General features: G+C 70.5%; 12 protein-coding genes. 9 read left to right on the forward strand and 3 right to left on the reverse strand.

The features are described from left to right. The first annotated feature begins 432 nt into the window (after positions 1–432). From ACFWPS_RS15155 to ACFWPS_RS15180, 6 genes are all read left to right on the forward strand, one after another. Positions 433–1,284 carry an alpha/beta fold hydrolase gene (locus tag ACFWPS_RS15155; protein ID WP_383704996.1) on the forward strand — a complete coding sequence of 284 codons (852 nt, stop codon included), beginning with the start codon at positions 433–435 and terminating at the stop codon, positions 1,282–1,284. After that, a complete protein-coding gene (locus ACFWPS_RS15160; protein ID WP_383704999.1) occupies positions 1,281–2,180 on the forward strand; it encodes an alpha/beta fold hydrolase in 900 nt (299 codons plus the stop codon). The genes ACFWPS_RS15155 and ACFWPS_RS15160 overlap by 4 nt, the downstream gene beginning before the upstream one ends. Next, on the forward strand, positions 2,177–3,769 hold the full coding sequence (locus ACFWPS_RS15165) for an FAD-dependent oxidoreductase (protein ID WP_383705001.1): 1,593 nt from the start codon (positions 2,177–2,179) through the stop codon (positions 3,767–3,769). The genes ACFWPS_RS15160 and ACFWPS_RS15165 overlap by 4 nt, the downstream gene beginning before the upstream one ends. Continuing rightward, complete coding sequence (locus ACFWPS_RS15170; RefSeq protein ID WP_383705003.1) at positions 3,766–5,103, forward strand: amidohydrolase family protein; 1,338 nt, start codon at positions 3,766–3,768, stop codon at positions 5,101–5,103. Before ACFWPS_RS15165 ends, ACFWPS_RS15170 begins: the two co-directional genes overlap by 4 nt. Before the next feature lie 69 nt (positions 5,104–5,172). Continuing rightward, entirely contained in the window at positions 5,173–6,447 is a 1,275-nt protein-coding gene (locus ACFWPS_RS15175; protein ID WP_383705005.1) for an MFS transporter, read from the forward strand. A gap of 44 nt (positions 6,448–6,491) precedes the next feature. Continuing rightward, the gene (locus tag ACFWPS_RS15180; RefSeq protein ID WP_383705007.1) at positions 6,492–7,853 is read left to right on the forward strand and encodes a ferric reductase-like transmembrane domain-containing protein; all 1,362 of its coding nucleotides are present in this window, start codon (positions 6,492–6,494) and stop codon (positions 7,851–7,853) included. An 86-nt stretch (positions 7,854–7,939) separates the two neighbouring features. Here ACFWPS_RS15180 and ACFWPS_RS15185 read toward each other — a convergent pair whose 3' ends face one another. The 3 genes from ACFWPS_RS15185 to ACFWPS_RS15195 form a co-directional block, all read right to left on the reverse strand. Continuing rightward, positions 7,940–8,593, reverse strand: coding sequence for a TetR/AcrR family transcriptional regulator (locus tag ACFWPS_RS15185; RefSeq protein WP_383705009.1), 654 nt, complete (start codon positions 8,591–8,593; stop codon positions 7,940–7,942). 151 nt (positions 8,594–8,744) lie between these two features. After that, positions 8,745–9,386, reverse strand: a complete 642-nt coding sequence (locus ACFWPS_RS15190; protein WP_383705011.1) for a polysaccharide deacetylase family protein — start codon at positions 9,384–9,386, stop codon at positions 8,745–8,747. Further along, positions 9,383–10,051 carry a TetR/AcrR family transcriptional regulator gene (locus ACFWPS_RS15195; protein WP_383705013.1) on the reverse strand — a complete coding sequence of 223 codons (669 nt, stop codon included), beginning with the start codon at positions 10,049–10,051 and terminating at the stop codon, positions 9,383–9,385. Before ACFWPS_RS15195 ends, ACFWPS_RS15190 begins: the two co-directional genes overlap by 4 nt. 103 nt (positions 10,052–10,154) lie before the next feature. Between ACFWPS_RS15195 and ACFWPS_RS15200 the strand changes: the two genes are divergently transcribed. The 3 genes from ACFWPS_RS15200 to ACFWPS_RS15210 are packed head-to-tail and all read left to right on the forward strand — an operon-like array spanning position 10,155 to position 12,616. Continuing rightward, positions 10,155–10,997: an alpha/beta hydrolase gene (locus ACFWPS_RS15200; protein WP_383705015.1), complete on the forward strand. Its 843-nt coding sequence runs from the start codon at positions 10,155–10,157 to the stop codon at positions 10,995–10,997. Positions 10,998–11,016: 19 nt separating this feature from the next. Continuing rightward, positions 11,017–11,703 carry a VOC family protein gene (locus tag ACFWPS_RS15205; protein ID WP_383705017.1) on the forward strand — a complete coding sequence of 229 codons (687 nt, stop codon included), beginning with the start codon at positions 11,017–11,019 and terminating at the stop codon, positions 11,701–11,703. A gap of 58 nt (positions 11,704–11,761) precedes the next feature. After that, positions 11,762–12,616, forward strand: coding sequence for a fumarylacetoacetate hydrolase family protein (locus ACFWPS_RS15210; RefSeq protein WP_383705020.1), 855 nt, complete (start codon positions 11,762–11,764; stop codon positions 12,614–12,616). Positions 12,617–12,982 lie beyond the last annotated feature (366 nt).

Genomic DNA, 12,982 nt, shown 5'->3' on the forward strand with positions numbered 1-12,982 from the left:
GGTCCGGGCGGCCGGGGGGCGGGGCCTCCCGCCCGGCCCGCCGCCCTACGGCACCACCGCTCAGGAACCACCGCACCGAGAATCCCCGGCACGAACGAGACCCAGCGGGAACAGGCGGCGGTCGGCCGATGTCGTTGGCCGGGGTCACCCCTCCGGCAGACCCGCCTGGCCCATCAGCACTTCGCGTGAGGCGGAGGCCTCGGCAACGATTCGAGCGATGCCGTGACCCACCGGGCGCCCGCACCTGCGCTCTTTCTCGATCAGGGCACCCCGGAGCAGGATGCGCCGCCAACCGCGGCACTGGCGGCCCCCTTCCCGGCGCGACCTCCAGACTCCGCTCCGGCACGGCCACCGACCGCCGGCGGATTCCCTTGCCACACGCAAGCCGCGAGCCCTTGACACGGGCAACATAACGGCAACAGTGTATCCATTATGAGCCTCTGGTCCGATCCCCAGCCCGACTCGCAGTTCGTCGCCGTCGACGGCCTGCGTGTCCACTACAAACGCGCCGGACAAGGTCCCGCCCTCGTGCTGCTCCACGGCAGCGGTTCGTCCCTGCATCACTTCACCGAGGTCGCGGGCCTGTTGTCGTCGTCGTTCGACGTCATACGCCCCGACCTGCCCGGGTTCGGCCTGACCGGCCCACGCAGGGACCGCGACTACCGCATGCAGACCTACGCCGCGACGGTCGCCCGCTTCCTGGATGTCCTGGGCCTGACCCGCTACGCGCTGGCCGGGAATTCGCTGGGGGGCAACATCGCCTGGAACGTCGCGCTGGACCACCAGAGGCAGGTCAGCGCTCTGGTGCTGGTGAACGCCACCGGCTACCCGGAGAAGACGCTGCCCGCGGGGATGCGCATGGCCCGCAACCCGCTGCTGCGGCCCCTGCTGCGCCGGGCCATGCCGCGCCGCGTCATCGAACGCAACCTGCGTACAGCCGTCGGCCCCCGCTCGACGATCGTCGACGACGTCATGGTGGACCGGGCGTACCAGCTGATGAGCCGGCGCGGGAACCGGTCGGCCTTCGTCGACCTGGTCAACACCGACCAGCCGGACCGCAGCCGTCTGATCCCCCGCATCACCGCGCCCACGCTGGTTCTGCGCAGCGCGTGCATCGACGGCCAGCACTTCACCCGGGACATCCCCGGGGCCCGGGAACTGGTGCATCCCGACGGCGGACACCTGCTGCCGGAGGAGGAGCCGCGCTGGGTCGGCGACGCCATCGAGACCTTCCTCGGTTCCCGGGTCGACGACGCACAGTGGCGGCAAGGAGGCCGACAGTGAAGTACTGCACTGCGCCCGGCGAGGACCGCGGGCTCGACACCGCCTCCCGGAAGAGCCTTCGCGGCAGCTTCGTCGAGCTGTCCGACGGCGTCACGCAGTACGAGCTGAGCGGGCCGGAGCAGGGCGATGTCGCCGTGTTCATCGGCGGACTCACCGTCCCGCTTCCGTTCTGGGACGGCCTGGCGTCGGAGCTGCGTGCGAAAGGACTGCGGACGCTGGTCTACAGCCTGTACGGGCGCGGGTACTCGGACCGGCCGAAAGCGCGGTACGACGAGGCGCTGTTCGTCCGCCAGCTCGCCGAACTGACCGACCGGCTCGGTCTCACGCGCCCCCTGCACGTCGTCGGCACCTCGATGGGCGCGCTGATCGCGATGGCCTACACGACCAGGTGCGCGGAGCGCGTCTCCACCCTCACCCTCGTCGACACCGCGGGCCTCCGGGACAGGCCGCCACTGCCGCAGTGGGTCCTGGGCAGTGACCTGCTGACCTCCTTCGTGGCCAGGCGGTCCGGACGCCGGCTCCTCGACGGCCACATGGGAAGCGAGGTCCGCGATCCGGCCAAGGGCGCCGAACTGGCCGTCATGCTGCGTGACGCCTCCAGGTACGAGGGCTCCCTGCACGCGGTCTTCGACACGTTGCAGCACTTCCCTCTCCACCGGCGGGCCGAGTTGTTCCGGCGCACCTCCCAGTCGGGTGTGCCCACGCTGCTGCTGTGGGGGGCCGAGGACCACGTCACCCCCATCGAGCAGTTCGACCGGGCGCGCACCCTCCTGAAGCCGCTCGAGTCCCACGTCATCGACGAGTGCGGCCACATGCCCCCCTTCGAACACCCGGGCGTGGTCGCGGACAGGATCAGCGCCTTCGTGGAAACCCACTCCGAAAGGCTTGAGGCATGACGGCCGGCAACGTCATCGACGTCCTGATCGTCGGGGCGGGCCCGTCCGGTACGGCGCTCGCGATCGACCTGGTCCGGCGCGGCCTGGACGTCCGTGTCGTCGACAGGGCGCCGCAGGCGTTCGGCGGGTCCCGGGCCAAGGGTGTGCAGCCGCGCAGTCTTGAGGTGCTCCACGACCTGGGCGCGCTGGACGACGTGCTGGCCGGGGGCAGCGTCTATCCGCTGCTCGGTGTCCATCTCGGGCCGCTGGCGGTTCCGTGGCGCATGTTCCCCCACAAGCAGGCCACTCCTGATGTTCCCTATCCCAACACGTGGCTGATCCCCCAGTTCCGCACGGACCGAGCCCTCCACACCCGGCTCGAACAGCTGGACCACGGCGCCGAGTTCGGCAAGGAACTGGTCGGGCTGGCCCAGCACACGGACACCGCCGTGGCCAAGGTGGCGGGCCCGGACGGCATCGAGGAGATCCCCGCCCGGTACGTCGTGGGAGCGGACGGCGGTTCGAGTCAGGTCCGCAAGCAGCTCGGCGTCGGCTTCGTCGGGTCGACCGACGAAACCGACCGGATCCTCATCGTCGACGCCACGGTCAGCGGCCTGTCCCGCAACCGGTGGCACATGTGGCCCGGCCGTGGCGGGAGGCTCATCGGCGCCTGCCCGCTGCCCGGCGACGACATGTTCCAGTGGATCATCCGGCTGGCGCCCGATGAAGAACCCTCCCTGGACAGGGACCAGATCGCCGAACGGATCCGCTCGCACACCCGCAACCGGCGCATCCAGCTGCACGACATCCGGTGGACCTCCGTGTTCCGGCCCAACATCCGCCTGGCCGAGCACTACGGCCGCGGACGTGTCTTCCTCGCCGGTGACGCCGCGCACGTGCACACCCCGGCCGGCGCCCAGGGGCTGAACACCGGTGTCCAGGACGCCTACAACCTCGGCTGGAAGCTCGGCCAGGTCCTCGCCGGGGCCGACCCGCACCTGCTGGACACCTACGAGGCGGAGCGCCAACCCATCGCCGCGGGTGTCCTCGGGCTGTCCACGGAGAAGTGGGCCGGCATCTCCAAGCTCGACCCGTCGAGCATGAAGCGCGGCAAGGACGAACAGCAGCTCGCCCTGACCTACTACGGCGGGCCGCTCGCTCCCGCCGACGGCCAACGCACCGGCACGCTGCGGGTGGGAGACCGCGCCCCGGACGCCGAGCTGATCGGTCCCGACGGCGCCCGGCTGCGGCTGTTCGACACCTTCCGGGGGCCGCACTTCACCGCCGTCGCCTACGGCTCGCCTGCCGCCCGCGCTGTCGAACAGCTCGACTGGCCCACGACGGGCGCCCAGTTGAAGAGGATCACCATCGATACCCGCGGGAACGCCGACCGCGCCTTCTCCGATTCCGCGAACACGCTGAAGCGGGCCTACGGCCTGACCGGAGACGCCCTGCTGCTGATCCGTCCCGACGGCTACATCGGGCACATCGCCACCCGGGACTTCCTCACCACCACGCAAACGGCCGCGCAGGCGATGACGCCTCGGGCAAGGAGCCGCACCGTGTCCCAGAAGAGCCGCCCCAGCACCGGTGCCGGGGCCACCGAATGAGCCGCACGCTCCTGCGCGGTGCGCAGGTCGTCACGATGGCGTCCGACCGGCCCGACGCCGAACCCGTCGACGTCCTGGTCGAGAACGACCGTATCGCCGCCGTCGGCAGGGACCTCGAGTCGTCCGCCGCGGAGGTCGTCGACCTCTCCGGCCGTATCGTCATCCCCGGCCTGGTCAACGCCCACCTGCACACCTGGCAGACCGCGCTGCGCTCCGTGGGCGCCGACTGGACGCTGATGGAGTACCTCACCCACCTCCACGGCGAGTGCGTCGGCGACTACACCCCCGACGACATGTACGTCAGCAACCTCGCCGGCGCGCTGAACCAGATCAACTGCGGTACGACCACCCTCGGCGACTGGTGTCACAACAGCCTGACGCCCGAGCACGCCGACGCGGCCGTCGAAGGCCTCGTCCAGGCCGGGATCCGCGCCGCCTTCCTGCACGGCACGCCCTATCGTGCCCCGGACATCCCGCACCCCCTCGGCGAGATCGACCGGCTGCTGGAAGGGCCCGTCCGCCGCCACGCCCTGCTCACCCTCGGCATGGCGCTCCAGGGCCCCCAGTACTCAGCTCCCGAGACAGCCGTCGCCGACTTCCGCGCGGCCGCCGAACGCGGACTCGTCGTGTCGATGCACCAGAGCGGCGGCGAGCTCGCGCCAGGCTGGGAGGCCCTGCGCGCCGCCGGCCTGTTCAGCCCGCGTACGAACGTGGTGCACGGAGCAGACCTGCCCGACGAATGGATCAAGACGCTCGACGAGGCGGGCGTCACCTTCACCAGCACCCCCGAGAACGAACTCGGCCAGGGCCACGGGGCCTTGGTCACCGGCGCGCTGCTGCGCCTGGGCAGCGCCCCCTCCCTGGGCACCGACGTGGACACCGTCGTACCGGGGAAGGTCCTCACCGCCGCCCGGATCGCCCTCGCCCACCAGCGCGGCCTCGACCACGCCCACCACCGGCGGACGACCGGCACGTACGCCGACGCGCCGTCGGTCACCGGCAGGCAGGCGCTGGCCTGGGCGACCGTCGAAGGAGCCAAGGCGCTCGGTCTCGCCGACCAGGTCGGCCGGATCGAGCCGGGCATGCAGGCCGACCTGGTCGCCGTCGACGCCCGGGCGCTCAATCTCTGGCCCGCGCACGCCCCGGTCGCCACGGTCCTGCACGCCGACATCGTCAACATCGAGGCGGTCATGATCGCCGGTCGCTGGCGCAAGCGGGACCACACCCTGCTCCACACCGGCCTCGACGAGGTGCAGGACCGGCTGCTGCGGTCGGGACGGCGGCTGCTGAGCACGATGCGCACCGGCCCCTCCGCCTCCTCCTCTGCCGCCTGACCGGAAAGAACGCCACATGAGCACCCACCAGCCCGGCGAGGCTGTGACTACAGGTCGCGGGGGCGGCACATGACCGTTCCCGACTCGCGCGCCCGCCTGCCCGGAACTCCCCTGTCACCGCGGGCAGGCGGGCGTCCGCTCCGGCGGACCGTGTCGCGGGGCACGGCGTTCTGGCTGGTGGCTCTGGCTTTCCACATCACCATGCTGGGCGCCACTCTGCCGACACCGCTGTATCCGCTCTACCAACGGCAGCTGGGTTTCTCGACCCTGACGACCACGGTGATCTTCGCCGCCTACGCGCTGGGTGTCCTCACCGCCCTGGTGTTGTTCGGGCGGGTCTCCGACGCCATCGGACGCCGACGAACCCTGCTGCCCGGACTCGCCTGTTCGGCGCTCAGCGCGATGGTCTTCCTCACCGCGCACGACCTGGCGCTGCTGCTCGTGGCACGGCTGCTGTCGGGACTGTCGGCCGGCGTCTTCACCGGCACCGCGACGGCCACCCTGGTCGACCTGGCCGGCCAAAACGGTTCCGAGCGCGCCACCCTGGTGGCCACCGTGGCGAACATCGGAGGCCTGGGGGCAGGACCGTCGGTGTCCGGCACGTTGGCCCGACTCGCCCCCGATCCACTGCGGTTGCCCTTCCTGGTTCATCTGCTCCTGCTGACCTGCGCGGTGGTGGGCATCTGGCTGACGCCCGAGCCCGTGCCGACGTCCACGCCGCGCCCACGCCTGCGTGTCACCCGGCCGCGCGTGCCCGCCGCGATGCAGGCCACCTTCGTCCGGGCCTCCACCGCCGGCTTCGCCGGATTCGCCGTGCTCGGGCTGTACACCTCGGTCGCACCGTCCTTCCTGAGCCGCCTCCTCGGCCTTCCCGACCCGGCCCTGGCCGGCGCGGTCGCCGGCACCCTGTGCGCGGCATCGGCACTGGGCCAGATCGTCCTCGTGAAGCCACTCGGTCACAGAGCTCTGCCCGTCGCGTGCGGGCTGATCGTCGTCGGCATGGCCCTGCTCGCCGCCGGGCTCGCCGCAGCCTCACTTCTCCTGCTCGTGGCCGCCGGGGCGGTGGCGGGGCTCGGTCAGGGCGTGGCCTTCCGGGGCGCCCTGACCGTGCTCAACTCAAAGGCTCCCAGCGCGCGACGCGCCGAAGTGGCCTCCGCCTTCTTCGTGGTGATGTACACGGCGACCTCGCTGCCGGTGATCGGTGTGGGCCTGGCCGCCGGCGCGGTGGGGCTGCGAACCGCCGGGACGGGCTTCAGCCTCGGCGTGGCGCTCCTGGCCGCAGGCGCCCTGGTGGCCCTCCGCGGACAGGGCAGTGGCATGAACCCCGAAGAGCACGCCCCATGAACAGCTCCGCACCTGACACACCTCCCGCATCCGAGAGACCGACCATGCCCTTTCTGATCATCATGGCCCTCTACGCCGTACGGATTTGCCGGGCCCCCGTGGACGTACGCCTGAAGAAGCGTCACGCCGGCCCGTTGGCCGTGGCGGCCGGTGGCGTGGTCCTGTACCTGGCCTGGGACCGGCTGCGCCCCGACGGCATCAACACGCTGTACTTCGTCGGGGAGTTCGCCGGAGTCGCCGCCGCCTACCTGATGTCATGCACACTGATACTGGCCACCCGGCTGCCATGGCTGGAGCAGTGGTTCGGCGGCCTGGACCGCATGTACTTCCGGCACAGGCAGTACGCCCTGCTCTCCATGCTCCTGCTCACCCCCCACATCCTCTTCCACTTCCTGTTCGCCGGGCGCGCGTACAGAGACGTCGACGCCCACCAGGCGGCTCAGCTCGTGGGGATCGGGCACCTGCTCGGTGCGGGATCGGCCATCGGCCTGCTCGCGCTCGTCATCGTCTCGCTGGGCCAGGTCGGCCGGATCCTGCGGCTGCCGTACGAGCGCTGGCTGCTCCTGCACCGCCTGACCGGCCTGCTGCTTCTGACCGCCCTCGTCCACGGCTGGATCCTCGACCTCGTCATCGACGGATCCACACCTCTCCTGGCCGTCTACCTCACCATGGGCCTCACCGGCATGGCCGCCTATGTCTACGACGAACTGGCGCTGCGCCGCAGGGAACCCCGAGCCGACTACACCATCGGCCGCATCCACCGCCCCACCTCCGACGTCATCGACCTCACCCTCACCCCCGTCGGCACGGAAGGACTGCCCCTGACGGGCGGCCAGTTCGTGTACCTGCGTGTCGGAGGCCGCCGCGCCTGGCGCGAACACCCCTTCAGCGTGGCCGGAGTTCACCCCGACGGCACAGTGCGCCTCACGATCCGGGCGCTCGGCCGTGGCACCCGGAGGATCTACGGCGACGTACGCGAGGGACTGCCCGCCACCCTCAACGGCCCCTATGGCATGTTCGACCACACCCTCGGCGGAACGCGCCAGATCTGGATCGCCGGCGGCATCGGCATCGCCCCCTTCCTCGGCTGGCTCACCCACCCCAGCGGCACCCTGCCCGCCGCCGACCTCTTCTACTGCGCCCCCGACGCCGAAACCGCGCCGTTCCTGCCGGAACTCACGGCAGCCGCCGAACATCTCCCCCACCTGCGGCTGCACCCGACCTTCAGCCGAACCCACGGCCGCCTGACCGCCGACCGTATCCAGCAGGCAGCCGGTCCGATAACTCCTGACCTGCACGTCTTCCTCTGCGGCCCTGCCGCCATGGTTGAGGACCTCAGCCGCACCCTGCACCGCCAAGGCCTTCCCCGAGACCACGTTCACGCCGAGCACTTCACCTTCCGCTGAAGCCTGGCCGGCCTCCAGCGCACGGCGACGCCCAGCCGTACGCGGGGGCCGCGGAGCCGGCGCCTGGGCCGACCCGTCCGCGCGGGTCAGTCGCCGCCCCGGAGACGGCCGAGCCCGTCGAGGACGAGATCGAGCCCGAAGGCGAACTCGTCCTCCAGAGGCACGGGCATCCAGGCCGCCACCGCCACGGTGGCGGGATACCGGGACGGATCGGCCTCCCGGAACACGGCGGACGCCTCAGCCCCGTCGAGCTGTGCCGCTCCACCGGGCCCCCTGAACTGGATCGCGAAACCCAGCACATAGCGCGACAGCGTCGCGTAGGCGTGCGCCGCGGTCTTCGGCGGGAATCCGTCAGCGAGCAACGCCGCGATGCAGGACTCACGCACGGCCATGGCATGGGGGCCGATGGGGATCCGCTCGACGAGCAACGGCGCCACACCACGGTGCCGGCCCAAGGCGTCGAACATGGCCTGCGCCACCGTACGGCAGGCCCCCTGCCAGCCGGCCGCGGCCAGTTCGTCCCCCTTGATCTCGACCGTGCCGAACACACGGTCCACCACGTGCGCCACGAGAGCGGAGCGGTTGTCGAAGTGCCGGTAGAGGGTGGCCGTCCCGGATCCCAGGCGTTGCGCGAGCGTCCGCATCGACAGGGCCTCGGCGCCCTCCTCGTCGACGATCTGCAGCGCCGCGGCGACGATCCGCTCCAGCGGAACGGGCGGACGCCCCGGAGAACGCCGCACCGACGCCCCACCCCCCTGCTTCTGATCACGTGGCATCGACACGCGAAAAGTATGCCTTCTCCAGCTCCGGTTCAATTAAAGGTAACACTGTAACCATTATTTTTACCGGCAGGGCTTGGAGTTCGGGCACGGACGGTGCGCCGCACACGCCTCAGTCGGCCACGAGATGCTCCAGCGAACGCCGGACACGACCGTCCCGGATCGGAACGCAGTCAGGCGGGAAGTCCTGGACGACGTCGGCTCCGACGCCCTTCAGACCTTCGAGGAACCCGGGCAGGTGATCCATCGCGCCGGTGGCGAGGTCGTGCAGGACGACCAGGCTCCAGTCGCGGGTGGCGATGTCGGCCAGGCAGGTGTCCACCCAGCCGTCCGGGTCGTCCCAGTCGCGGGGGACGCTGTTCCAGAGCACACAGGTGTGCTCGTCGCGCCGGAGACGGGCGAGACCTGCCCGGCTGAAGAGCAGCCGGTCCTGGATGCCGCCACGCCCGTACGGGCGGAACAGCCTTCCCGGGGTGGCGAGTTCACCGATGAGGCGCTGGGCCTCGCCGATCTCGCGCCGGGCGGTGTCGGCGTCGGGGCTGTCGCCGAGCTGCACCGAGTGGGTCAGGGTGTGGTTGCCGATCCAGTGCCCGGCCCCGGCGGCGCGCTCGGCCGCGGCGCGGTTCGCCGGATCACGGAGGTTGTCGCCGACGAGGAAGAACGTGGACTTCACCCCATGGGCGGCGAGCGTGTCGAGCACCTGATGGGTGACCGCCGCCGTCGGGCCGTTGTCGAAGGTCAGCGTCACCTTCACGCTTGCTCCCCGCCGCGCCGCGTACGGTACTGCAGTCCTCCGACGATGAGGTCGGCGACCACGTCGGCGTGCTCTGCGACCACCCGGGGATCGAGCGGATCACCGGGGCCGAGACGGCGGGCGAGCCCGAGGAGGCTGTACGGGGCGCTGGCGCCGTGCGCCACGAGGAAGTGCAGCGTACGGATCGGCACGGGCGCGATCTCGCCCTTGTCCATCAGGTCACGCAGGGGCGCGGTGAGCATGCCGAGGACCGGCTCGATGTGCCGTTCGTACACATGGAAAAGCCGGGGCGTCTCGGCGACGCCCTCGATGTTGACGAGGCGGAGCACCTCGGGGCGACGGGCGTGGACGAGGACGAAGCGGCGGATGATCCGGCGCGTCTGCTCCAGCGGCCCGCCCTCGGTGTTCTCCAGCTCCGGCAGCAGCTCGGCCGCGATGCCGGCGAAGGCCCAGTCGACGGTGGCGTACCAGAGCTTCTCCTTCGATCCGAAGCGCTGGTGGATGAGGTTGTGGCTGACCCCGAGCTCGCGGTTGAGCGCCGCGACGGAGGCTCCGTCGTAGCCCTTCTCCGCGAACATCCTCAGGGCCCCGCCCAGGATCTCGTCGAGGGTCGCGGGGGCGAGTTCGGCCGGCGGTCGTCCGGTACGCGAGATGGCAGGGCTCATGGTCGCAATGCTAACGCCAGATGTTGACCCTCATCAATTTAAAGTTGATACTCATCAACATCTGGCGGGGTGCGAGGACGACGCCCGCCGTCTGGAGGCAGTCATGAAACGTGAAGACCACGTGGTCGGCGAGACCTTCGCCTACCGCTACCCCCATCCGGAGGCCGACCACGTGCTGCTCGTACAGCACGGCATCGGCGGCCACGGGGGGATCTACGACACCTTCGCCGCCCACTACGCGGGGCTCGGCGCGGAGGTGTGGTCCATGGACGCGCCGAGCCACGGCCGCTCCCGGACGATCCGGCCTGCCGGGCGGTTCACCCTGGACGAGTGGACGACCGCGGCCGTCGAGATGGGCGAGCACATCGCCGCCGAGACCGGGCTTCCCGTGTTCGTGAAGGGCTCGTCCCTGGGCGCTGCCGCCGCCTACTGCGCCTACGCCGCGTCCGATGTGTTCGCCGGCGCCGTGCTCATGGGGTACGCCATCCCGTCCTCCCCGATGATCCCGGCCGACAACCCGTTCCGGACGGAGGCCTACGAGCAGCTGATCGCGCGCTTCGGGGAGGCCCTGCAGTTCGACATCGGCCGCTTCTACGACTTCGACGAGGACTACGGCTATGCGGGCGCCGACCGCCAGAAGCGGCAGGACCCGCTCAACACCTGGTCCTACGACCTGGCGTCCTGGGGATCCCTGATGCGCTACGAGCCCGCAGTCCCCCTGGCGGAGAACACCAAACCGATCCTCTTCACCGTCGGAGAGAAGGACCCGGTGTTCACCCCGGACATCGCCCGTGCCGTCGCCGGCGCCACCGGCGGTCCGGTGGAACTGCACGTTCACCCGGACGGCGTCCACCAGCTGATGCTCTTCCACACCGCCGACTACGCCCGAGTGGTCGGCGACTGGTGTCACAAGACCCTGCGCGCCGGTTCCTCCGTCGGCGCGTGATCACAAAGGAGTGATCGACATGACCGTCCACCCCCGCGGCGTCAACCACCTCGCCATCGCCACCCGCGACATCAAGGCCCAGATCGAGTTCTTCACGGACGTGCTGGGCTGCGAACTCAAGGCCCTGTACTGGATGCACGGCGTCGAGGGTGCCTGGCACGCGTTCCTGGAGCTCAATCCGACGTCCTACATCGCCTTCGTCCACCACCCCGAGAACCCCGGCAAGACCGAGTGGGGGCTGACGCACGCCGCCACCCCCACCAGCCCGGTCGCCGCCGGCGCCATGCAGCACGTCGCCTTCGACGTGGCGAGTGTCGAGGAGCTGCTGACCCTGCGTGACCGCATCCGAAGCCGGGGCATCATGGCGCTGGGCCCCATAGACCACGGCTTCTGCCAGTCCGTCTACTTCGGCGGGCCCGAGGGCATGGTGCTGGAGATCACCACGGGAGAGGCCATCGACGACCGGGCCTGGATCGACCCGGAGGTCGTCGCCCTGGCCGGTATCGACGAGGCTGCACTCGCCCGCTACCGGCGGCCGGCCGACTACGTGCGTCCGCCGGAGGCGCTGCCGCAGCCCGCGCTGGACCGCGCCAAGCCGCACATCAACTTCCCTGACGACATCTACGCGTTTCTCGCCACCGCCTCGGACGAGCAGTTGCGCGAGCTGCTCAGCGACACCGAGCCCCCGGTGAAGGTCGAGGACTGAGCCACCACCCCCGGGAGGGGCCCGCGTCCGCACCGCGGGCCCCTCCGGAAAGGCCACCATGAAACTCGCCAACCTGGACGGACGTGCCGTCGTCGTCACGGCCGACGGTGTCATCGACCTCGAAGCCGCGTCCCGAGGCCGCTTTCCGGCGCTTCCCGACGCGGCCCTGACCCGGATCCCCGAGATCCGTGACTGGCTCGCCACCGCCCGCCCCGCAGTGGACGCCTCTGTCACGCTCGCAAGCCTGGAGGCAGACGCGACCCGGCTCGGGCCTCCGGTCACCGCACCGGGCCAGATCTTCGCCGTAGGCCTCAACTACCGGGAACACGGCGCCGAGACCGGCCTGGGAATCCCCGACTCCCCACTGGTCTTCACCAAGTTCCCCTCCTCCCTCGCAGGACCGGCCGAGGACATCCCGCTGCCCACCGCCACCTGCGACTGGGAGATCGAACTCGTGGTCGTGCTCGCCCTGGGCGGCCGCGACATCCCCGCCGACAAGGCCTTCGACCACATCGCCGGCTTCTGCGTGGGCCAGGACATCTCCGAACGCACCAGCCAAATGGCAGGAACCCCACCCCAGTTCAGCCTCGCCAAGAGCCACCGGGCCTTCAGCCCGATCGGCCCGTGGATCACCACCCCCGACGAACTCGACGAGCCGACCGACCTCGCCCTGACCTGCACGCTGGACGAGGAAACCGTGCAGAGCGGCCGCACACGGGACCTGATCTTCGACATCCCCACCCTCATCGGTCATCTGTCCGGTGTGGTGGAACTGCGCACCGGGGACCTGGTCTTCACCGGCACGCCGTCCGGCGTCGGGTTCTCCCGCGACCCCGCCCGCTACCTGACCAAGGGCAACGTCCTGCGCTCCACGATCGAAGGACTGGGGACATTGACCAACACCTGCGCCTGACCGACACCGACACCGGCACCGGCATCGGGCCCAGCACCCGCCGACCCCGAGCCGGGGCCACGGTTCCCGGCTCTCGCCCGCTGCCCACAAGCCGACGCGCCCATGCGGGACCGCACGTGATCACCTCACGGAACTCGGGACCTCACCGACACGCATGTGACCATGATCGATAGTTGGCACTTTGGTACAGCGCAGGTCAGGAGGGGCGTCGCCGTATTCAAGCAGGGCATGTACTGGTCGATTCCCGGTGTCAGGCCGCCCGAAGCGGGACGCTGCGGCTGGTGCGTCCGCCAACAGCTCCACCGAGATGACTCCAACTGCCCCTACTTTGCTGATGATTGGTGGCGATCAGGCGTTTTGACTGGT

This window comes from Streptomyces sp. NPDC058457 (genome assembly GCF_042720695.1).
In the GTDB taxonomy this organism is placed as follows: Bacteria; Actinomycetota; Actinomycetes; order Streptomycetales; family Streptomycetaceae; genus Streptomyces.

Bases quoted from the DNA above. Each gene is read 5' to 3' on its own strand.
- ACFWPS_RS15210 (WP_383705020.1), top strand. From the start codon at position 11,762: ATGAAACTCGCCAACCTGGACGGACGTGCCGTCGTCGTCACGGCCGAC.
- ACFWPS_RS15165 (WP_383705001.1), top strand. From the start codon at position 2,177: ATGACGGCCGGCAACGTCATCGACGTCCTGATCGTCGGGGCGGGCCCG.
- ACFWPS_RS15195 (WP_383705013.1), bottom strand. From the start codon at position 10,051: ATGAGCCCTGCCATCTCGCGTACCGGACGACCGCCGGCCGAACTCGCC.
- ACFWPS_RS15180 (WP_383705007.1), top strand. From the start codon at position 6,492: ATGCCCTTTCTGATCATCATGGCCCTCTACGCCGTACGGATTTGCCGG.
- ACFWPS_RS15175 (WP_383705005.1), top strand. From the start codon at position 5,173: ATGACCGTTCCCGACTCGCGCGCCCGCCTGCCCGGAACTCCCCTGTCA.
- ACFWPS_RS15205 (WP_383705017.1), top strand. From the start codon at position 11,017: ATGACCGTCCACCCCCGCGGCGTCAACCACCTCGCCATCGCCACCCGC.
- ACFWPS_RS15155 (WP_383704996.1), top strand. From the start codon at position 433: ATGAGCCTCTGGTCCGATCCCCAGCCCGACTCGCAGTTCGTCGCCGTC.
- ACFWPS_RS15170 (WP_383705003.1), top strand. From the start codon at position 3,766: ATGAGCCGCACGCTCCTGCGCGGTGCGCAGGTCGTCACGATGGCGTCC.
- ACFWPS_RS15200 (WP_383705015.1), top strand. From the start codon at position 10,155: ATGAAACGTGAAGACCACGTGGTCGGCGAGACCTTCGCCTACCGCTAC.